The sequence below is a fragment of the Paenibacillus hubeiensis genome, from assembly GCF_032334105.1.
GTDB classification, from domain to species: domain Bacteria; phylum Bacillota; class Bacilli; order Paenibacillales; family Paenibacillaceae; genus Paenibacillus; species Paenibacillus hubeiensis.
In genome coordinates this window covers 1-20,679 of record NZ_JAVYAE020000025.1, presented here as the reverse complement: position 1 = coordinate 20,679, position 20,679 = coordinate 1, and the positions used below count along the sequence as shown (strand labels likewise).

The 20,679-nt window shown below is 52.7% G+C and carries 18 protein-coding genes and 9 tRNA genes; 4 read left to right on the top strand and 23 right to left on the bottom strand.

What is annotated here, in order from left to right:
* Positions 1-16: 16 nt before the first annotated feature.
* The 6 genes from RSX24_RS31105 to RSX24_RS31080 all read right to left on the bottom strand — a co-directional run bounded on the left by RSX24_RS31105 (position 17) and on the right by RSX24_RS31080 (position 6,416).
* Entirely contained in the window at positions 17-1,198 is a 1,182-nt protein-coding gene (locus RSX24_RS31105; protein WP_343262765.1) for an exo-beta-N-acetylmuramidase NamZ family protein, read from the bottom strand.
* Positions 1,199-1,287: 89 nt separating this feature from the next.
* Positions 1,288-2,007, bottom strand: a complete 720-nt coding sequence (locus tag RSX24_RS31100; RefSeq protein ID WP_343262764.1) for a hypothetical protein — start codon at positions 2,005-2,007, stop codon at positions 1,288-1,290.
* A 73-nt stretch (positions 2,008-2,080) separates the two neighbouring features.
* On the bottom strand, positions 2,081-3,190 hold the full coding sequence (locus RSX24_RS31095; protein ID WP_236421455.1) for an ABC transporter ATP-binding protein: 1,110 nt from the start codon (positions 3,188-3,190) through the stop codon (positions 2,081-2,083).
* Between the two features lie 51 nt (positions 3,191-3,241).
* Complete coding sequence (locus RSX24_RS31090) at positions 3,242-4,075, bottom strand: carbohydrate ABC transporter permease (RefSeq protein ID WP_236421456.1); 834 nt, start codon at positions 4,073-4,075, stop codon at positions 3,242-3,244.
* Positions 4,076-4,098: 23 nt separating this feature from the next.
* Complete coding sequence (locus RSX24_RS31085; RefSeq protein ID WP_236421457.1) at positions 4,099-5,022, bottom strand: carbohydrate ABC transporter permease; 924 nt, start codon at positions 5,020-5,022, stop codon at positions 4,099-4,101.
* Positions 5,023-5,060: 38 nt separating this feature from the next.
* Entirely contained in the window at positions 5,061-6,416 is a 1,356-nt protein-coding gene (locus RSX24_RS31080; protein ID WP_236421458.1) for an ABC transporter substrate-binding protein, read from the bottom strand.
* A 326-nt stretch (positions 6,417-6,742) separates the two neighbouring features.
* On the opposite strand from RSX24_RS31080, the gene RSX24_RS31075 reads away from it, so the two are divergent.
* Together RSX24_RS31075 and murQ are read left to right on the top strand one after the other, a co-directional pair.
* Positions 6,743-7,705, top strand: a complete 963-nt coding sequence (locus RSX24_RS31075; RefSeq protein WP_236421459.1) for an N-acetylglucosamine kinase — start codon at positions 6,743-6,745, stop codon at positions 7,703-7,705.
* 22 nt (positions 7,706-7,727) lie between these two features.
* A complete protein-coding gene (murQ, locus tag RSX24_RS31070) occupies positions 7,728-8,633 on the top strand; it encodes an N-acetylmuramic acid 6-phosphate etherase (RefSeq protein WP_339275675.1) in 906 nt (301 codons plus the stop codon).
* Positions 8,634-8,923: 290 nt separating this feature from the next.
* On the opposite strand, the gene RSX24_RS31065 is transcribed toward murQ, so the two are convergent.
* The 7 genes from RSX24_RS31065 to RSX24_RS31035 all read right to left on the bottom strand — a co-directional run bounded on the left by RSX24_RS31065 (position 8,924) and on the right by RSX24_RS31035 (position 16,666).
* Positions 8,924-9,763 (bottom strand): MurR/RpiR family transcriptional regulator, encoded by an 840-nt coding sequence (locus RSX24_RS31065; protein WP_236421472.1) that lies wholly within the window; start codon positions 9,761-9,763, stop codon positions 8,924-8,926.
* A gap of 105 nt (positions 9,764-9,868) precedes the next feature.
* On the bottom strand, positions 9,869-11,098 hold the full coding sequence (locus RSX24_RS31060; protein ID WP_343262763.1) for an anhydro-N-acetylmuramic acid kinase: 1,230 nt from the start codon (positions 11,096-11,098) through the stop codon (positions 9,869-9,871).
* A 197-nt stretch (positions 11,099-11,295) separates the two neighbouring features.
* Entirely contained in the window at positions 11,296-11,553 is a 258-nt protein-coding gene (locus RSX24_RS31055; RefSeq protein WP_343262762.1) for a hypothetical protein, read from the bottom strand.
* Between the two features lie 42 nt (positions 11,554-11,595).
* Positions 11,596-13,083 (bottom strand): MBL fold metallo-hydrolase, encoded by a 1,488-nt coding sequence (locus tag RSX24_RS31050; RefSeq protein WP_343262761.1) that lies wholly within the window; start codon positions 13,081-13,083, stop codon positions 11,596-11,598.
* Positions 13,080-14,765: an ABC transporter permease gene (locus tag RSX24_RS31045; protein ID WP_343262760.1), complete on the bottom strand. Its 1,686-nt coding sequence runs from the start codon at positions 14,763-14,765 to the stop codon at positions 13,080-13,082. Before RSX24_RS31045 ends, RSX24_RS31050 begins: the two co-directional genes overlap by 4 nt.
* A gap of 29 nt (positions 14,766-14,794) precedes the next feature.
* A complete protein-coding gene (locus RSX24_RS31040) occupies positions 14,795-15,562 on the bottom strand; it encodes an extracellular solute-binding protein (protein WP_343262759.1) in 768 nt (255 codons plus the stop codon).
* 87 nt (positions 15,563-15,649) lie between these two features.
* Positions 15,650-16,666, bottom strand: coding sequence for an ABC transporter ATP-binding protein (locus tag RSX24_RS31035; RefSeq protein ID WP_343262758.1), 1,017 nt, complete (start codon positions 16,664-16,666; stop codon positions 15,650-15,652).
* A 164-nt stretch (positions 16,667-16,830) separates the two neighbouring features.
* Here RSX24_RS31035 and RSX24_RS31030 point away from each other — a divergent pair, with 164 nt between their 5' ends.
* Together RSX24_RS31030 and RSX24_RS31025 are read left to right on the top strand one after the other, a co-directional pair.
* Positions 16,831-17,739, top strand: a complete 909-nt coding sequence (locus RSX24_RS31030) for a LysR substrate-binding domain-containing protein (protein WP_343262757.1) — start codon at positions 16,831-16,833, stop codon at positions 17,737-17,739.
* Between the two features lie 142 nt (positions 17,740-17,881).
* Positions 17,882-18,742: a CYTH domain-containing protein gene (locus RSX24_RS31025; protein WP_438286909.1), complete on the top strand. Its 861-nt coding sequence runs from the start codon at positions 17,882-17,884 to the stop codon at positions 18,740-18,742.
* A 231-nt stretch (positions 18,743-18,973) separates the two neighbouring features.
* Here RSX24_RS31025 and RSX24_RS31020 read toward each other — a convergent pair whose 3' ends face one another.
* The 10 genes from RSX24_RS31020 to RSX24_RS30975 form a co-directional block, all read right to left on the bottom strand.
* Positions 18,974-19,579, bottom strand: coding sequence for a short chain dehydrogenase (locus tag RSX24_RS31020; protein WP_236421468.1), 606 nt, complete (start codon positions 19,577-19,579; stop codon positions 18,974-18,976).
* A gap of 161 nt (positions 19,580-19,740) precedes the next feature.
* Positions 19,741-19,811 (bottom strand) — tRNA-Gly (locus RSX24_RS31015).
* Positions 19,812-19,824: 13 nt separating this feature from the next.
* A tRNA-Pro gene (locus tag RSX24_RS31010) sits at positions 19,825-19,898 on the bottom strand.
* Between the two features lie 17 nt (positions 19,899-19,915).
* Positions 19,916-19,992 (bottom strand) — tRNA-Arg (locus RSX24_RS31005).
* Between the two features lie 5 nt (positions 19,993-19,997).
* Positions 19,998-20,072, bottom strand: a tRNA-Gly gene (locus RSX24_RS31000).
* Positions 20,073-20,079: 7 nt separating this feature from the next.
* Positions 20,080-20,167, bottom strand: a tRNA-Leu gene (locus tag RSX24_RS30995).
* Positions 20,168-20,177: 10 nt separating this feature from the next.
* Positions 20,178-20,253, bottom strand: a tRNA-Lys gene (locus RSX24_RS30990).
* 15 nt (positions 20,254-20,268) lie between these two features.
* Positions 20,269-20,343, bottom strand: a tRNA-Gln gene (locus RSX24_RS30985).
* 17 nt (positions 20,344-20,360) lie between these two features.
* Positions 20,361-20,433, bottom strand: a tRNA-His gene (locus RSX24_RS30980).
* 83 nt (positions 20,434-20,516) lie between these two features.
* Positions 20,517-20,592 (bottom strand) — tRNA-Thr (locus tag RSX24_RS30975).
* Between the last annotated feature and the right edge of the window lie 87 nt (positions 20,593-20,679).

The following is a 20,679-nucleotide window of genomic DNA, read 5'->3' as shown; positions in this document are numbered from 1 at the left end:
TTCGTCCCCTTCCGCATTAATCCCATTCATAACCAAGCAAAAACGGCTGCCGGCGCTCATTCCAAGCCATCGCCTGCATCTTCCACTCCCGTCTGAGTCGTTCCAGGACTCCAGGATCATGAATGTTTTCCCGGACAACGCTTCCTCCGGTCAACAAGTCAATGAAGTACCGCGAACCCGATTTTGGCGGCTCCAGCCATCGAAACTCATTTTGCGCAGGCGAAATCAGCTCATGCAAAAGCACCAAGCCCATGTCCGCTGCGCGGAATTTCTCCGGATCTGTCACGAAAATACGAACGCCTCCGCACAACTCACCCGCATGTTTGGAAAAGGTCGGCGACATGTACACGGGATGCAAATGGACTCCCTCTAACCCATGCTGACGAACGCGCTCGGCCAGTCGCTCACCATCGACCCATGGTGCGCCGATCCACTCGAACGGGCGGGTCGTGCCCCTGCCCTCCGATACGTTGGTACCTTCCAGCAAACAGCTTCCGGCGTATACCCGCACCGTGTCCAGCGTAGGCATGTTCGGCGATGGCATCATCCATGGCAGCCCGCAATCGGCAAAGGACATCTTGCGCCGCCAGCCCTCCATGGCGATCACGTCCAACTCGCAAGGATGTTCCAGCTCACTGTTGACGAGCAACGCCAGTTCACCAACCGTCATACCATGGCGTACCGGCATGCGCCAGGCACCCACAAGCGATTCATACCCCGCGTTTAAAACGCCACCTTCCACGATGCATCCGCCCAACGGATTGGGACGATCCAGCACAAGCAGTCGCTTGCCCGCCTGCGCGCACGTCTCCATCATTTGAAACAGCGTCGATGCATAGGTGTAATACCGAATGCCGACATCCTGGATATCGAACAATACCGTATCTACACCAGCCATTATCGCGGGTGTGGGCTTTTTCTGTTCTCCGTACAAGCTGAACACGGGAATGCCAAGCTTCGGATGCAGTGTATCTCCGAAACGTACGCCTGCCTGCAGCTCGCCGTCCAGTCCATGCTCGCATGCATAAAGCGCCACCAATTCGGCATCCTTCAGCCCGGCGCATACTTCAATGGTAGACCTGAAATGGGATGTAATGCCCGTCGGATTGGTGATCAACCCGATGCGCGAACCGGTAATCCATGGATGGGAAAGACCTTCCGCCAGCAGATCAACTCCTGTCCGAACCTTGGAAGACATCGGCTTAACCACTCCTGCCTTTGTAAGGCGCGAGCCTAAACCCTTCACCACATCCTTTCTCGGAATCTTACGCCGTCCTTCACTTCCGTTCATCGCGCACTCCCTTGACTCTGGCCAAACCAAGTGGACGGTTGATGGTCATTACCCTGCAGTACGGCAGGTTCTTCCTCCGGCTCCAGTACATTTCGCGCCACCTTATGCTGATAAACGGCAAACATGCCCGCAAACAGCGCGCCATATCCCACAACGGTTAACAGGAGCAGCGCAGCAAGACACAATGCCTGAAATGCGGCAGCAATGGTGTATCCCGGATATCGGAAGAACAGCTTGACGCTCTCTCCCATCGCTTGCACGATCCCCATATCCTTCTGAATGACCAGTTGCCACGTATAGAACTGGGAAAGCGCCGCCATCAGCACAAAACAGGTCTGAAATGCGATCACCGCCATGCCCAACATGCTTCCCTGGCCGCCGTAGTACCACCATGTCGACCAAAGAATGAAGCTTAACACAGCAAACAGTACGCCAACCATCCCTCCGGGGACGATTCCCTTTAACGCCCCTGTCCACATATCCTTCAGGCCGTTCCGCTGCTCCTTGCGTTCCAGCCGATGATGCATCGCAAAGCAGGCTCCAAACAGCACAGGCATGTATGCGACCACAAGCAGCAGTAACGCTACGGGCAGCGGCGCAAACAGCAGGATGGGCACAAGCACCACCGAACTGGCCACACTGTACAAGGCAACCCGAATCATGTCCTGATAGATTTCAACTCCCGTCTTTACCAGCACCTCGCTCAGCTTACGCATATTTCAGCTCTCCTCCCTTGCGGTTATTGCCACAAATGACTCCGACTTCTCTGCACCTTCCTTGTTCCACCACTTATTCGCGTCCAATTGCAAGCTCTGTTTCCGGGTCAAAGAAATGCGCCTTACGCAGGTCCAGCACAAACACTTTATCCATACCCACATACGTATGCGTCTCAGGGTGCACCTTGGCGGTAACGGTACGATTACCCAACGGAAAATAAATCAAATTTTCGGAGCCCAGATGCTCAACGACCTGCACTCTTGCCTGCAGCATATGGTCCCTCGGAATATTCGGCGCAACATCCTCGCCAAAAACATGCTCTGGCCGAATGCCGAGAATCAACCGCTTGCCCTGATACTCGCGCAAACGCTCAAGCACATCCTCCGGCAAAGCAAACGACGTGCCCTCCAAAACCAACTGCGCACCATCCAGCCGCGCATCGATAAAGTTCATCGCCGGCGAGCCAATGAATCCGGCCACGAACATGTTGCGCGGACTTGCGTACAATTCCTTCGGCGAAGCGATCTGCTGAATGTCGCCGTGGTTCATGACCACGATGCGCTCTCCCAGCGTCATTGCTTCGACCTGATCGTGCGTCACGTATACGATCGTCGCCCCCAAGCGCTTGTGCAGCTCGCCCAGTTCCACACGCATCTGCACGCGCAGCTTGGCATCGAGGTTCGACAAAGGCTCGTCGAACAGGAATACCTGCGGGTCGCGCACGATGGCGCGGCCCACGGCAACCCGTTGACGCTGGCCGCCGGAAAGCTCGCGCGGCTTGCGCTCCAGCATCGCCTCAAGCCCCAGGATGGCTGCGGCATGGTTTACCTTTTCATCAATGTAAGCTTTCGGTTTCTTCAAGTTTTTCAGTCCAAAGGATAAATTTTCCCGGATCGTCATGTGTGGATACAGCGCATAGTCCTGGAACACCATCGCAATATCGCGATCCTTCGGATGCAGCTCGTTCACGATCCGGTCGCCGATGACGATATCTCCGCTCGTTTGTTTTTCCAGCCCGGCGATCATTCGCAGCGACGTGGTTTTGCCGCATCCCGACGGACCGACGAACACCACGAACTCTTTATCCTCTATGACAAAGTCCGACCCGGCGACAGCCGTGAACGTTCCTTTATGATCATCTTTGAATTCTTTGCGTACTTGGCGAAACTCCACGCGTGCCATTGGCAGATCCCCCTTTGCGTTGTCGCATGTGTTATAGCCCGATTAGAGGGGTTATCCCTTAACCGCGCCGATGGTAATTCCCTGCAGGAAGTAACGCTGCAGCGAGAAGAACAGTATGATCATCGGCAGCGCGCCGATCGTCGCTCCTGCCATCATCGCCCCGAAATCGGTCGATTCGGCAAAGACGAATGATGCAAGCCCCACCTGAATGGTGCGCATTTCGTTGGAATTGGTAATGAGAAACGGCCAGAAAAATTCGTTCCACGAAGCGACGAAGGTAAAAATCGCAAGCACCGCGATCCCCGGCTTCGCCATAGGCAGAATCACCTTCCAGAAGATGCCGAATTCGCTGCATGCATCGATGCGCGCCGCATGGATCAGCGAGGTTGGCAGCGTGGACATGAACTGTTTCATCAAAAAGATGTTGCCTACGCTTACCGCGGCAGGCAGAATAATGGCGATGTATGTGTCGCCGAGGTTAAACACGTTGACCATCAAAATGTAGAGCGGGATCAGCGTAACTTGAGCAGGAATCATCATCGTGCCGAGCAGCGTCCAGAAGACAGCCTGACTGCCCGGAAATTTCAGTTTGGCAAACGCATACCCTGCCAGCGAAGCAAAGAATACGTTGGTCACGGTCAGGATAGCCGAAATCAACAGCGAGTTATAGAGCCAGCGCCAGGCGTCCGTTTTGGCAAAAAAGCGTTCATACGGCGACAAGGACAGCTGATTCGGCAGCATCTGCGGCCGAAAGGATGCCGACATTGCGCTATCCTGCACCGAGCCTACCAACATCCAGTACATGGGGATGACCGTCACGATCGTCCACACGCTTAGCAGAACGGCAGCTATGATCAGCAGCAGCTTATGGCGTGATGTTTTCATGGATGAAATTCACCTCCGATTGCTTAATACTCGATATCGCTCGAGAAGTACTTGAATTGAATCACGGAGATGACGATGATGATCACCGCGAGCACGAACGACTGCGCCGACGCCAATCCGAATTCGTAGAACTTGAAGGCCGTCTCATAAATCAGGTAAGCAATCGTCGTTGTGGCAAAGTTCGGGCCGCCTTGTGTCATTAGATATACCGAAATGAATACCTGAAAAGACGTAATGACTCCGGTAACAAGCAGATAGAGCGTCGTCGGTTTGAGGAGCGGCCACGTGATTTTGCTGAATTGGGTCCAGCCGCTGGCATGGTCAATGTCCGCCGCTTCATACAGCGACTTCGGGATGCCGCCCATCGCCGCCAAATACAGGATGATGCCCGCGCCATGCGAACCGAGCCAGTTCATCAGAATAAGCGAAAATAACGCCGTTCCCGACTGCCCCAGCCAGATGACCGGGTCCAGGCCGAACAGGCTCAGGAAACGGTTCAGCAAACCGGAGTCGGTGGGATCGAAAATGGCAAGCCAGACGATGGAAATCGTTACTCCGGATGCCACGGCAGGCAGATATAACGTAGCTTTGAAGAAGGTCTGCCATTTGCTTTTCATTTGAAAGATGAAATAAGACAGCACAAACGTAATCAGAATGTTGACCGGCACGGTGCCCACCGTGAAAATGATCGTGTTGCGGATGGATTTCCAGAACGTATCGTCCTTGACCAAACGCTCGTAATTGTCCAGCCCGACCCACGTGGAATTCATAATATTGTACTTCTGGAAACTCATGACCAGTGCCGACAGTACCGGGTACAGCGTGAACACAAGAAACAGCAGGACAGGCGCCAAAATAAACAAATACGCCCACCCGTAATCCCGCCAAAACCGGGCGAACCGGGAAGTCCGGGCCGCGGACGGCTTTGGCGCAAGGGCGGTCTGCATGGCGAATCCTCCTCTCCGAGATGATGATGCCTGGATGCTTATTGGCCAAACATTTGCTGGCCTTTGCCTTTGAAGTCTTCAGCGATCTGCTCAGGCGTTTTCTCCCCCGAGAACAAAGCCTGAATATTCGGTTTCACAACCTGCTCCTTAAACTGTTTCATTTGGGCAGCCTTGTCGATATCCAGTTCCAGTACAACCGGCATTGCAATGTTCTCAGCCATAAGGTTGGCAGCAGCGATATTTTCCGGTTTGCCCAGCTCCTTGCCTCTGAAGAGGTCCGCCTGGGACTTTCTTACGAACGGCAGTGCCAACTCATTGGCCGAATTGCCCGCCTTCGCGCCGCTAAGCGCCTCCATGACCAGGAATGTATTTTTGGCATGCTGCTCGCCTTTGTCGTTTTTCTGTCTGAACGCGACATAACCTTCGCCACCCATCGTCGTCTGAGCCGGCTGGTCGTCATTGTGAGGCACAGGCAACAACACGAAATCGATTTTTTCACCTTGCACGTTGCCCGCATCGATGTCTTTGCTGCGATTCTGGATCATCACGTCGTAATAAGGAATCGCCTTGGAGATGATTGCCGCTTCGCCGGCATAGAACATGTCCGTGCGTTTCGCCGGAGCGATTGCGGCCGTTTCCTTCGGCATGTAACCTTGATCCATCAGTTCTTTGACGAAACCAAGCGTATCCAGAATGCGGCCATCGTTCCACTGGAACACGCCGTCTTTGTCCAATACGTCGATCATGCCGTTATTACGCGTCAACATTTCAATGAAGTCAAGCGACGTGCCATCGGTAACGAGAGCATACTGAGCTTTGCCGCCATCCAACGTTTTGGTCAACTTCGCGGCGGCTTCCTTGAATTCGGTCCAGGTCCAGCCGTTCGCCTGAATGGATTGCCAGTCAATGCCCGCTTCCTCCAGAATGCGCTTGTTTCCGCCCCACGCCCACTGGAATTGGTATAAAGGGAGACCATATTGCTTGCCTTGAATCTGGCCTAGCTCCAGCGTTCCCGGCAGGTAATCATCCTTGATCTCCGGCGTCAGATAAGAGTCCAACTCCAGGGCAAGCCCGGTATTCACATAAGTTCCGTCCACGCTGTGGAAATACAGATCAGGCGGATTCCCCGCGTTCAGCGCAACATCGAATTTTTTCGGTCCCTCAGCCCATGAGAGCACTTCGGTCTTCACCGTGATATTCGGATGCTCTTTATTAAAATCTGCAATGAGATCCTTTAGCTCGTCTTCGTAAGTGCCATGAACCGGATACGTCCATACCGTCACCGTATCGTTTGCGTCAGGATCGTTCTCCGTCGCGCTGCTCCCCCCATTGCCACAGGCCGTTACCAGAATCATCATTAACAGCATGGACCAAACCAGACTTCTCTTCTTCATGCTTTCATCTCCTTCGCATGTCATCTACCTTTGGTAAATATCTGAGCCAATTCCAATCTGTGTGCTGACCCTTTGAAACCTCTCCGCATCCTCCCCTTCAGATTCGACCCGCCCTTTGCTAATCAAATCTTTTTAATGAAAGTTTAACGTCAATTTAGATGACATTAACAGTATTAATTCCTTCCAAAATTGTAGATTGAGTTCATTATATGAGCTGTGAAATAAAAATTCAACAATATTTTTAATCATAAAATTTAATTTTACTTTTTCGTTCCCTGCCACTATACTATGAACAAAGAAAAATGAAGCAAGCGAGGTGATTCACTTTGCGTGTCTATGCGGGTATTGATGGAGGCGGTACCAATACAGATGCAGCGCTGATTTCCGATACGGGAGATATTGTTGCTCAAGTCAGCGGAGGACCAAGCAACCCATATAGCGTGTCGCTGGAGCAAGCCGTTCCCGAGCTGGAAAGAGTATTGGATCGACTATTTGGCACAAATCATGAGCTTTTGACAAAATGTGATGGTATATGTCTTGGTATGTCAGGTATAGACAAAATGCAAGAACGTCAGATGATCAGTGATGTCGTGATTCAATACATGAAAAGACGTTTACCGGAAGCGTTTAACACATGCCCTGTCTGGATTGTGACTGAAGGAGAAACGGCTCTTATGGCCTCTTTGGGTAGTACGCGCGGCGTTCTCTGCATCTCCGGCACGGGGTCCATCGTCTATGGATTCAACTCTGAAGGCACCCGTTATCGCACGGGTGGTTGGGGACATTTGCTGGGCGACGAAGGCAGCGGTTATCGCATCGGGCAGCGCGCACTTCAATCGGTCATGCAGAGCCATGACGGCATTCTGCCACCAACCCGGTTGACTTCGCTTCTCTTGCAAGAACTGGGGCTCAAGGAACCAACAGAGCTCAAGGATCGCGTATATCACAACGGTTGGGGAAAAAAGGAGACCGCTTCGCTCGCCCGCCTCGCCATCGCGGCGGCTGAAGCGGGAGACCCTGTCGCGAGCGACTTGGTCACTGACGAGGCAAGGCACCTCGCCGAGACCGCACGAGCGCTGATTGCCCGAGACCCGGAGTTCCCTGCAGCACCCGTCGTATTGTCCGGATCGTTATTTCGTCATTCTCCATTGTACCGAGAGGCCTTTATGCAGCAGCTTTCCCGGTACTACGAAGGACTCGAATACGTGCAGACGGAGCATGCTCCACCTCCGGCCATTGGCGCGGCACGCTTGGCACGGTTCCATCGCTCCCTGCACGATACCAGATAGAAGAGACAAGGAGGCCATACTGATGAATCACATGCTTAACTCATTGCTGACCGAACAACCCCATCCGCTAACGGATCAGATCGACGTACTGCCTTCTGCGGAGATCGTTGAACTGATCAATCGGGAGGATCGCCGCATTGCCGAGCTGATTCAGCCGCTTATTCCAGTCATTGCCCAAGCGGCCGATCGCATCGTCGAAGCTTTCCATTCCGGCGGCAGACTGTTCTACGTTGGCGCAGGCACCAGCGGCAGGCTCGGCATTCTGGATGCTTCGGAATGTCCGCCGACTTATGGCACGCCGCCCAGCATGGTGCAAGGTATTATTGCCGGAGGCTTCCGTGCCGTGAAGGACCCGGTCGAGGGGGCCGAAGATAGCGAATCAACCGGTGCGGCTGATCTCGATGACCATGGCGTGAATGATCATGACGTTGTAGTCGGCATCGCTGCCAGCGGCAGAACGCCATACGTGCTGGGTGCCATGAAACGGGCGCGCGAATTGGGGGCCGGAGTGATCAGCCTGAGCAATAACGCAGGCTCCCCCATGTCCAGCTTGGCGGACATTAGCATCGAAGCTGTTGTCGGCCCGGAAGTAGTGATGGGTTCTACCCGCATGAAGGCTGGAACGGCACAAAAAATGATTTTGAATATGCTGACCACCACCGCCATGATTCGGCTCGGCAAGGTATACCGCAATCTCATGGTCGACCTGAACCCGTCGAACCAAAAGCTTGTCCATCGGGCCAAGCGTATGATCCGATTGGCAACGGATGCCAGCGAACCTCAAGTGGAGCAGGCGTTCGCTGAAGCAAACGGACACGTCAAAACGGCCATCGTCATGCTGATGGCCAATGTGGACGCGACGGAAGCTGTGAAAAGGCTGGATACGGCTGGCGGGTTTGTCCGCAGCGCCATTGCCGGCTCTTCATGACGGCAATACAGAACGCGCGGCGTGCCGCAAGCGGGCATGCAATCGTTTATACGCATGCGAGCTGCAGGCTGAAGGATGAAGCTTGCAGCTTGGAGTCCGGCATGGTCCGGGCTCTTTTTTTATAGAGTAGACCAATACTCAACTCTATGGGTCAGCTTCGCAATATGGCAAAAATACAAAAAAACCTTTTCTAGCGTTCGTGCCGGTACGGACGTTAGAAAAGGGTTATTGGCCGTGGCTTGCCGAAGTGTGTTGTTGCCCTAGGAATCAAGCGTCCGGTTGACTGCAACTTATTTGTGTTCCAGGATGGCCTGACGGCTCTTCTCCAAATACTGAACCGATTGGTTATAGTCCCTGCTGGCGACCGCCAGATACAGGATATCGATCACGTTAAGCTGCGCAATGCGCGAAGAGGTGGCTCCGCTGCGAATATTGCTCTCCATGGAGGTAATCATCAGGGGAACATCCGCAAGCGAACTTAACGTATTGCTGCCCCATTTCGTAATGCTGATCGTTGCTGCTCCGCCTTCGCGTGCATGCTTTAAGCAAGACACGACGCTGCCCGTTTCGCCCGAATACGAGATGCAGACGACGGCGTCGTCTGCCCGGAGCGTCGTAGCGGATGAAATCTGCATGTGCGGATCGGCGAACGAAAAGCTCGTACGGTTGATGCGCATAAATTTGTAGTGTGCATCCAAAGCGATCAGATTGGACGCTCCCACGCCGTAGAAAAAGATACGGTTTGCCTTCTGCAGCACATCCACTGCCTGCTCCACCATGCGAGGATCCAAAATGTGAACCGTGTCCTTGATCGATTGAATGTTGTTCGCCGAGACGTGCTGAATGATGCTTTCCATGGAGTCCTGTGGACGTATCTCCGTATATTCATACGACTCCCCTGTCTGCAAATCCCCGGCAATCTTCAGCTTCAGTTCCTGAAAGCCTGTCACCTCCAGCGATTTGCACAGGCGGATGATCGCCGCCGGACTGCCCCCGCTGCGCTCCGACAGCTGCGCAACCGAAGACTGCACCGTTTCTTCAGGGTGCTCCAAAATATAAGCCCCGATCTTCCGTTCCGATGGGGTCAAATCATCCAATATAGCGCGCAAACGCACAAGCCCGCCTTTCATGCCTTCCATCTGCGCCTCCCTTCCGTACTGATTCATGTACATTCATTTTGTCTTATGCTTTCTTAAAAGTCTAATCTGAGTGTAAAGAGTAAAATTCCACCTGAGTCATAACGTCAGGATGCCCGAAATTACGGGGGCTGACGCTCCTGTCACAGCTGGAAGAGTATTCGTCCTTCCCATCAGCGCTTCATGTCCTAGCAACGCAAAACCCATCGCCTCACGTGCGTCATCCGGGACGCCATGATCAGCTGTACGCTCAAGGCGAATACTCGCGGGAAGGCGCTCGCGGATCATGCGCATCAGGGTAGCGTTGGAAGTCCCCCCGCCACAAGCCAGCATAGCAGCTACGTTCATTCTAGGCAGAACGAAATTCTCCACAGACCGCACAATGGTCTCTGCGGTAAGGTAAGTCGTGGTGGCTAGTGTGTCCTCCAACGATAATGAATGCTGCCGTGCCCATTGCATGATACGTTCGGCGTAAGCAGCCCCGTAAACTTCACGGCCCGTACTCTTTGGAGGCATTTTGCGGAAATATTCATCGTCCAGACATTGCTCCAGTAATATTGTATCCACCTTCCCTCTGGCAGCGATGCTGCCATCCGGGTCATAAAGATGCCGTCCTTCGGTAGCTTGTCGAACAATCGCGTCGATGACCATATTTCCGGGTCCCGTATCAAAAGCCGATACCTCTTCCATTGAAGAAAGCGGAGGCAAAACAGTTACGTTTCCGATTCCCCCGATGTTCTGTACCAGCCTTCCTTCGGCTGGACTTCGGAACATCAGCGCATCCGCATACGGCGTCAGCGGCGCACCTTCACCTCCGGCAGCCATATCCCTGGCTCTCAGGTTGCCGATGACAGGTAGTCCGGTCCGTTCACGAACGACGGCACACTCCCCGATCTGGAGAGTCGATTTGACGTTAAGGAGTGTGTCCGCCGGGCCGGGAAAAGCCGCTTCCTCCGGCGCGTGCCACACCGTCTGACCATGCATGCTGATTACGTCGACATCGGCAAGGGATATGCCTGCTGAACGAATAAGCTCGCTCACGCTGTGCGCATACCACTCGGAAACGCCAAAATGCGCGGTCGTAAGGTCATCGATGCGGGCCGTTTCGGGCGAACACAGCCGAATTAACCGCTCTCTTAATGTGTCCGAATACGGAACGCAAATGAAATCAACGAGCTCGATCTGTTGCAAGGCACCGCTTATATCCGTCCGGATTCGCACCAGTGCCGCATCCGTCCCATCCAGTGACGTGCCCGACATCAGGCCGATCACCACATGTTCCCGTTTCTTGCGATACTGTTCCCACATCGGAAAACTGCCACGATCCATTCCCCCATACCTCCCGCAAGCCGATTGAATCCGATTTCTCGAACAAATTTTACTCAGTATATGATATAAAATTTCACAAGTCAATAATATTATGAAATTATATTACACTCATACCAAACATCGGAACAACTCCTTTATGTACCGCTTATCATCGAAAATGAGGCAAATCTGCATTGTTCTTAGATTTACTCCAACTATCATTGCTTGATCCAAATTGGTTCCATATCGGAGTAACCCATGACTTGCAGCAGCTCCCAAGCATTGTCTATCATATGCTGCTTTCCATTAACCCAAAGCTCTTGATCCTTCTGTAAATAATGGATCATTTCAGCGATATGTTTTGGTTTACCTAAATGGATGGTCGTATGTAGGTTGTTTTTTTGTGCTGCAATATCATAAAACGCCCAAAAAGTATGGCGAACCGCACATAACGCAAAATGCCCGCTTAGGTGCATCCAGCACCCAGCAGGTCATTCCATTCACAGCATATCATTGGTTCATAGAATCAGTTCTTCTCCAGGGCCCAATGAATGCAAAAGCCCCTTCTCCGGCTGCAAGCCGTCACGCTCTTTAAGCAGCGTCTGCTTCAACCGATCGGTTTCGGCACGATCCGCATGCACAAGCACCGTGTGTTTGGCAGGGATCCGGTTCAGCATATCTCTGACATCTCGCACGCCTTGATGCACCTTGTAGCGTATTTTCCGCACTTCGCAAGCACCGTACCCCTTGGGGTTTTCCAACAACCGGTGGGCAAAAGTCCCTTTCGCGGCATGCCCGGTAATCAGCACAAGATTTTTGCTGTCATCGGCAAACTGCTTGTAATACCACCGTGCCAGCGTGGACTGCAGCATGCCGTCGGAGATGAACCATAAGGACGGTCCTGTCCGTTCCAGCAGCTGCTGGCGCTCCTCATTCGTGATTGGCGAGCTCCAGCCGCCTTCGTTCAGGAACCTTTTGATGACATCCACTGCCGTTCCTGGCCCCAAGTCCCCGGATTTCTTCAACCAGTATGGGGAGTGGAGTAACTGCATCATGCCTGCAGCCAGTTTCGGTTCCACAATTAGGGGTACGCCCGGAAACTGCTGCCGTGCCCAGAGCACAAGCTCTTGTCCGCGCCCTACCGCAGGCATGGGGAGAAGCACTTTGCCGCCGCGGTCCAACGTTTGCCGCAAAGCCTCATGCAACTGCATCAGTTTGTCCTGCTGCGTTTCGGAATCGGTCCCATAAGCGGCATCCATGATGGTCAAATCCATGACATGCGGGATAAATGCCTCGTGCGATAAGCTCGCAATTTCCGTCGACGGTTTGACATGCTCCAGCGTTTTGAGGCGATGCTTGGACGATACAGCGACTCCTTCCCGGCCCAAACGTTCACCATGTTCTGTACCCGTTCGTTGCTCATGAATCCATTGATCATCATGCATAAGTAACGTGTCTGCCGGACAGTCATCCTGCAGCAACATGGATTCGGAGGTGTAATCCCCCGAATAGAAAATACGTTTGCCCTCCATCCGTAGGCCCAGCCATACCGAACCGGCCAGATGCCCGCTCTTTCCCCACATGACCTGAACGTCGGGAAGAATTTCGAACCATTGCGCGCTCTCCGATTCGTCTTCCAAGTAACGATAACGTATGGCCTGCTCATCGGCTTCGGTATAAGGCAGCTCATTCCCCGCACGTTCCATGTTATTTCGCCATGATTGAAAATAAGATTTCAGCTGTTCACGAGTTTCCCGGGTCGTCCATACTTCTCCCGTATAACCCATCCGGTACAACAGGGGAATCGCCACCGAATGGTCCTCATGGGCATGGGACAACAATACCGTTCCAAGCTGCGGAACCATTTCCGGATCGATCAGCGGGTATTCCCCGGCTCCTTCCTTCTTCACCCCGCAATCCAATAAAAGGTGAACATGGCTTCCGCTCAGGAGGTAGGCAGAACGTCCATGTTCGCCCGCTCCGCCCCATACCTTCAACTTCATCATGATGCATTCCACTTTCTCTTTGAATTCAAAATCTCAATGCCCAGCAGCATCAACACCGTCATGCCGACCGAAACAACGGCCATCGCCATGCCAAGCGATACTTGCCCCTGCTCGAACTGAGCGAAAATATAGGTAGCTGACGTCTGCATCGAAGGTGGCAGGATCAGCAGCGAAGCAACCAGCTCCCGCGCCGCGATCGTAAAGGTCATCATCCATCCGGCCAGCATGCCCGGAATGATGAGCGGAACCAGAATCCGCCGCAAAATATATAGCGGCTTTCCGCCGAACACCTGACCAGCCTGAAACAATGTGCCGTCAATCTGGGTAAAGCTCGACTTGACGTACTGTACCGTATAGGGTAGAAACAATACCACATAGGTTAGCACCACCATACCGTACGTGTTGTACAGATTAACCGGCATCCACGGTGCGTTCCACAACAAGATAAGTCCCACCACCATAACGATGCCCGGTACCGTGTTGGGCAACAAGCTGAACAGGTCGATGACACGCTGCATGCGCGTTGACGAGCGGCCAATGGCCAGCGCAAAACCCGTGCCGAAAATAACGGCCACCGTAGAAGCCGCGAGCGACAATCCCAGACTGTTCAGGATCGCTTTCATACTGACCGAACCCCATGTGAGCAGGGTGCCGTAATGCTCCAACGTGAGATTGTTGAAGGAGAGCCCCGCGCCGCGCAGTTTCATCGTCGAAGCGGCAATGATCGAGAAATAGGGAATGCCGACCGACAATATGAGCAATGCCGCCATATACAAACCGCACAACCAGCCGGCACCCCCGCGAAGGGAATAGGTTTTGGAACGCTGGCCTTTCCCTCCGACCAAGCGGTACGTGAACTTACGGCTCATGGCCGATTGCATATACCACATCACGAGACATACCGACAAAAGGATCGAAGCGAGCGAGGTCGCCTTGCCGAAATCGATGGGCCAACTGGAGATATACTTGTGGATCTCCGAAGTCATGACGTAATACCCGATCTTGCGGCCAAACGTCGCCGGCGTTCCGAATTCCGCAATCGTTTTGACAAACACAAGCATGATCCCCATGCCGTAAGATGACAGCAGCAGCGGCAAAATAATGCGTCTGAACCGGTACCCTGCCGGCGCGCCATGCACGGCTCCCGCTTCTTCCAGGTTTCCGCCGATGCGGATCAGCGCATCCCTGAGCAGCAGGTACAAGAAAGGAAACAGATGCAAGCTCATGATCAGCACCATGCCCCAGAAGCTGAAGAAATGCTCGGTCCAGCTTGCGGACGAAGGCCACCATTGCTGCAGATAGCCTCCTTTTTGCATGAAAAGAATCCAGCCCATGGAGCCGATATACGGCGGGGTCATGAAAGGAATCATCAATATGACGTCGACCCAGCGATGCCGTCCCATGCGCGTCTTTGCCATCATCCAAGCCAGCGGCAGCGACAAGAGCGTCGTACCCGCCGCTACACATATGCCCAGCCAAACAGAATTCAACAGCACCCCGGACAATTGGTGTCCGGCAATAGTTCTTAGCGGGGCCATCCAATCCCACTGCCCGTCCACGTACACGCTCTGCCAGAAAATCAGCAGCAGCGGCACGCCAATGCTTACGGTTAGCAGAAAGAGGGCGAGAATGACGCCCACTCTCCGAAAAATACGGTTGTTGTCCACTGCAACAGGTCTCACTGCTTGTTCACCTCAGATCGCGAAGCCGTTTATTTGAAAATCTCCGAGAAGCGTGCCGCTGTGTCGTCGCCATTCTCGCTCATCCAGTTCCAGTCGACTTTAAGCTGAGGAATATCCTTCAGATTGGCACGGTTAGTCGCTTCCACATCTTCGCGTCCTGGAATCAGGTAAGCATCTGCAACCAGTTTCTGTGCTTCGTCGGACAACAAATAATCGATGAATGCTTTCGCGTTCTCTACGTTTTTGCTCGATTTCAGGATCGCTGCCGGTCTAGGGCTGACCACGGTTCCTTCCGATGGGTATACGATATCCAGCGGTTCGCCTTTCGCTTTGGAGGAATACGCCATGTAATCCACGCCTGCCGCTACGATGCTTTTCGCTCCGGTGATGACCGGATCAAGCGCCTCTTGGTTGGCACCAGCCATGGCAACGCCGTTCGCTTTGTATTGGCTGAACAAGTCCCAGCCTTTATCCCCGTTTGCGCTCAAATAACCGGTGATCAAAATTTTGCCTGTCGTTCCTTGGAACATCTCGACTTCAATGCCCGTTTTCTCTGTAAAACCATGGATGATGTTATCTGCCAGTTTCTGCGGGCCGGCACTGTACAATACGAGTTTCCCACCGGTAGTCGATGTGGCTGGTGCCTCTGCCCCTGCCGCCGCCGTGCTGCTCTCCCCAGAGCCCTGTGCGCTTGTGCCCGTTGCCCCGTTCCCCGTGCTGCAGCCGAACAAACTGATGCTCATTACTGCCGTCAGCAGCAGCATGGCGCCTTTTTTGCGTTTTTTAACATTCATCATTTGCAATACCTCTCCTTTGGTTTTGTTCAATTTGTTTTTATCGATTTCAGCGAAAATGTAACATTGCATGGCTACCGTACTGTCGCTCTATGCGCTAGCCCCGCTAGCGCTGCGTTCTACCTTGCGCTCCGCAGGCTCTTCACCCATACGGCAAATCCGGTCCGGCGACACATACAGCTTGACGCGCTCACCGGCTTTCACTCTTTTGTTTGAGTAGGTCGTCCAGATGCCAAGACCGTCGATCTGTACCCGAATTTCGTAGCGTTCACCGACATAACTGACATCGATCACCTCGCCCTGATAGCACAGGTCATCATGCTCGCTCTTGCTCCAAAATACATGTTCCGGACGAATCATGGATTGATCTGTGGTGAGCCAGTTCGATTTGCCGATGAACGAAGCGACATATGCATTGCTTGGCGAGGAATAGATCGTTTCAGGAGCGCCCTTTTGCATAATCCTCCCTTTTTGCATCACAACGATTTCATCCGACATGGACATCGCCTCGACCTGATCGTGAGTGACGTACAACGCCGTCAATCCCATGTCGCGTACCAGGGCCATCATCTCCAGCCGCATTTCCTCCCGTAGTACCGCATCCAACGCACTCAGTGGTTCATCGAACAAAATGACGCCTGGTTTGACTGCCACCGCCCGGGCAAAAGCGACCCGTTGCTGCTGTCCGCCCGACAATTGGTGAGGATAACGATCCTCCATGCCTTGCAAACGTACCATCTCCAACGCTTCAGTGACCTTCTGATGCAGTTCGCCCTTTTGCCTGCCGGCCCGCAGTCCAAATGCTACGTTCTCATATACCGTCATATGGGGCCATAAGGCAAAATCCTGAAACACCATGCCGAGATTTCGCTTATGCGTAGGCACATCGATTCGCTTGTCTGCGGAATAGATACACTCGCCGTCGGCATAAATCTCTCCCGCATCCGGCTGCTCCAATCCGGCCAGTATACGCAGCAGCGTCGTTTTGCCGCAGCCGGACGGGCCGAGCAGTGTTGTGAACTGACCATGCTCCAGCGTCAGATCGGTGGGAAACAGCGCCGGCGTCCGGTTAAACGATTTTTGCACGTTTCTGATTTCTAGTTTCATGAGCACCCCTGCCTGTCCTCTGTTCTGATCTTAGTCTAACGCCTGCCTTCGCGGTTTGTATGAGCCGAATGTAAAATTGGAATTAACTTTTTAGATGAATTCTGTTGATGTTCATAGATTAAATCTATAGAGGAGATATGTAATATGGAAGGAGTGCTTTTCGCTTGAATCTGATCAAACTGCAAATCGTCGAACTGATCGACAAACATCACCACATGACGAGCGTCGCCGAAGTTCTGGGCATTAAACAGCCCACTGTCACGTTTCATATGAAATCATTGGAGGAAGAAATGGGCGTGCGGCTTTTTGAATCGCGCAATGGCAAAACCTTTCTGACCGAGGCAGGACAGGCCCTGCTGCACTATTCCGTCAAAATCAATGCCCTTACCCAGGAAGCCCGCCGCGTCGTACGGGAATATGACAGCCTGTATCGGGGCAGTCTGCATATTGGGGCAAGCTATGTGCCTGCAACCTACTTGCTGCCGGCCATGCTCAATGCATTTTCGCAGGAATTCCCGGGCATTCGCATCGTGCTGTCGGTCAAACCTTCGTCCGCCATCCGCGACATGCTCATCGGGCACCAGATCGATCTCGGCATCATCTCTTCCGAAACGTTCGTGAGACCTTTACTGCACGCAGAGCCACTGTGTGCGGATGACCTGGTGTTGATCTGTGCCCCGCAGCACCCGTTAACGCAGCTGGAAGAATTGCAGCCCGAGCATATTGCGCGGATTCCTTTTGCCCTGCATGGGGATGAATCCAGCACGCGCCGTTTGACCAACCAATGGCTGGAGCAGCATGCCGTCCGTCTGCGCACTGCCGTGGAGATGGATTCGCTCGAAGCGATCAAACAATTGGTTCTACTCGGCGGGCATGTGTCCTTCATGTCGCGGATGGCCGTGCAGTGGGAGGAACGGCAAGGGCTTGTCCAGGTGCTCCCTATTCCAGGAGAACAGGCCTCCCGCCATATCTATGCCGTGCATAATAAAGAACGCCATCCCTCCGTGCAGGTGAACCGTTTTAAGGAAATGCTGCGCGAGATGAGCACCCACTTTCCGCCTGTCCGTTTTTGATCTTATGAATAAAAACTATCGGGGACCATTCATCAAATCTATGCAGGATTAACGCAAACAGGCCCTCCATTTGATGGATTCAAGATATTAGAACGCTACATTGGTTCTGTACGTTAATCCAAGTTTAGGGAGAGTGAATGTTTTGAAAACATGGAAAAAGGTCACCGCTTCAATCATGCTGAGCATCATGACGCTGGGAAGTGGACTGACGGTGCTCGAAACTCCTCAGGCATCGGCTGCGGCCAACGCGGTACCCGCTTATGAAGTCAAGTTTTTGGCCAAGCCGGAAGCCGTGCTGAATGCCGACGGCAAACCAAACAGCGACGTACTGCAAACGCTTGGATTGGACAGCTCGCCACGAGCCATTGGCGTAGAATATTTTGACACCGATTCCCTTGGATTGGACGAGCAGGGCTGGAACGTACGCTTCCGCAAGAAGGAGGATAAAAACAATTACGAGCTGACCTATAAAAAGCGCTACCCGATCATTGATGGTGATGTCGAAGCAGCGTTGACGCTGGCTAACCAGGAGGGATTTGACGCATCTGACGATAATTACGAGGCTGAAATCGATTGGGGCTACGGCAAACAGACCCTGAGCTTCTCCAATACCAAAAAAGTCGATGCCATAACAAGCGGCGCGCAGCTTCCTTCCGATAGCAAGGCTTTGGAAATGCTGCTCGACAAACTGCCGGGCAAACTGAAAAACTGGTCTGCTTCCAACTGGGGCAAACAACAATTGTCCGCTTCCCGTGCCTACGGCCCGATTACGTTCGAGCGTTATGAAGGGACTTGGAACGGTCAAGAAATGACGCTTGAAGTGTGGCCGATTCTGAATGAAGCTGGCACGGGGGTTGAAAACATCGTGGAGGTCTCCTTCAAGACAGACGACGCGTCTACGGTATCCGGCCTCCGTGCCCAACTGATGCAGCTGCTGGAGAACGAAAACTGGCTTCTTCCGGGAGACGGCCTGAAAACCCAACTTATTTTGGAACGTTATTAATGGAATCTACGGGGTATGTTGTTTGAGCATCGCGTTTCTGATACATCTCCACTTTTGACAGAACAGCCGGAACGATTACCCCCTGCTGGCTGGTAAAAATAGCATGAAATAAAGGCCTCATTTCTGATCCTTAAGATCAATGAAATGAGGCCTTTATTTGTCCACTAGCACTTTGCGGTGAGATAAACGATCCTTTTCAGATGTTCTTTTTCCTATATAAATGTGGCAGTATCAATACACTTTGAATGTTTGCCCTGTTTCAATGCCAAGCGCGCTTTGAATGAACGTATTGGCGACGCGCTCAACGGGCACCGGGTTAAACCCAATGAAGAAATCACGGTATTTCTCGGCCGATTCCACAAACAGATTCGGACTGACGGAGTTCAAACGGATACCTCTTGGCAGTTCATAAGCAGCCGCCTTGGCAAATGCATCAATAGCCCCGTTCGCCATCGCGCTGGAAGCACCCTGTTCGATCGGATGGTCCTTGATAATTCCGCTGACCAGTGTAAAACTTCCCTTATCGTTAATGTAGTGTTGACCGATGAGCACAATGTTGACTTGACCAAGCAGCTTGCTCTGCACGCTGATCATGTTGTTCTCGGGCGTGAGGTCAGCCAGCTTGGCATAATGAGTCTGGCCTGCTGTCACAATGACGTAGTCAATATTGGCAACCGTTTCAAAAAGCGTCTTGATACTATCGGTTGAAGTCATATCGACGGTATAATCCCCCGAATTTCTGCCTGCAGTTACAACTTCCACTGACCATTCCTGCAGCTTGGCAACAACCGCCTTGCCCAATGTTCCATGTCCTCCAATAACAAGTGCCCGCTTCATCCTTCGAATCCCCCCTGATCGTTGTTCATAATTCACTTCATTTATTTAATCAAAGATCACGTCTGTTATCAAATTCAAATCGTTGATCGGATGACCATATATTTTCGATACAAAACAAAAAATAGCCCTGCACAAGGCAAGAGCTATTTTGCGATTCGTTAAGCGGGTGATGGGAATCGAACCCACGCTACCAGCTTGGAAGGCTGGAGTTCTACCATTGAACTACACCCGCATCTTATAAAAAATCGGGATGACACGATTTGAACATGCGACCCCCTGGTCCCAAACCAGGTGCTCTACCAAGCTGAGCTACATCCCGATACTTGAGAGTAAATATGGCGCGCCCTGAGAGATTCGAACTCCCGACCTTTTGATTCGTAGTCAAACGCTCTATCCAGCTGAGCTAAGGGCGCATATTTGGAGCGGACGACGGGAATCGAACCCGCGACCCTCGCCTTGGCAAGGCGATGCTCTACCGCTGAGCCACGTCCGCATATGATTGGTGCGGTCGAGAGGACTCGAACCTCCACGGGGGGTTAGCCCACACGGACCTGAACCGTGCGCGTCTGCCAATTCCGCCACGACCGCATAATATAACTGGTGAGCCATGAAGGACTCGAACCTTCGACACCCTGATTAAAAGTCAGGTGCTCTACCAACTGAGCTAATGGCTCTCACCGAAAAAATAATGGCAGGGGATATAGGATTCGAACCTATGCATGACGGAGTCAAAGTCCGTTGCCTTACCGCTTGGCTAATCCCCTATAAAGTTAAGATAAAGGGCGATCGAGGGGACTTGAACCCCCGAGTGCCGGAGCCACAATCCGGTGCGTTAACCCCTTCGCCACGACCGCCATACGTTGTTCCAACGCAATGTAGGAACATTATAGTTTGTCCAACCGGACCCGGTTCTATTCAAACCGCTAAAAGAAAATCATGGTGCCGGCGAGAGGACTTGAACCCCCAACCTACTGATTACAAGTCAGTTGCTCTACCAGTTGAGCTACACCGGCAAAATCATAAAAGTGGCGGAACCGACGGGATTCGAACCCGCGATCTCCTGCGTGACAGGCAGGCATGTTAGGCCAACTACACCACGG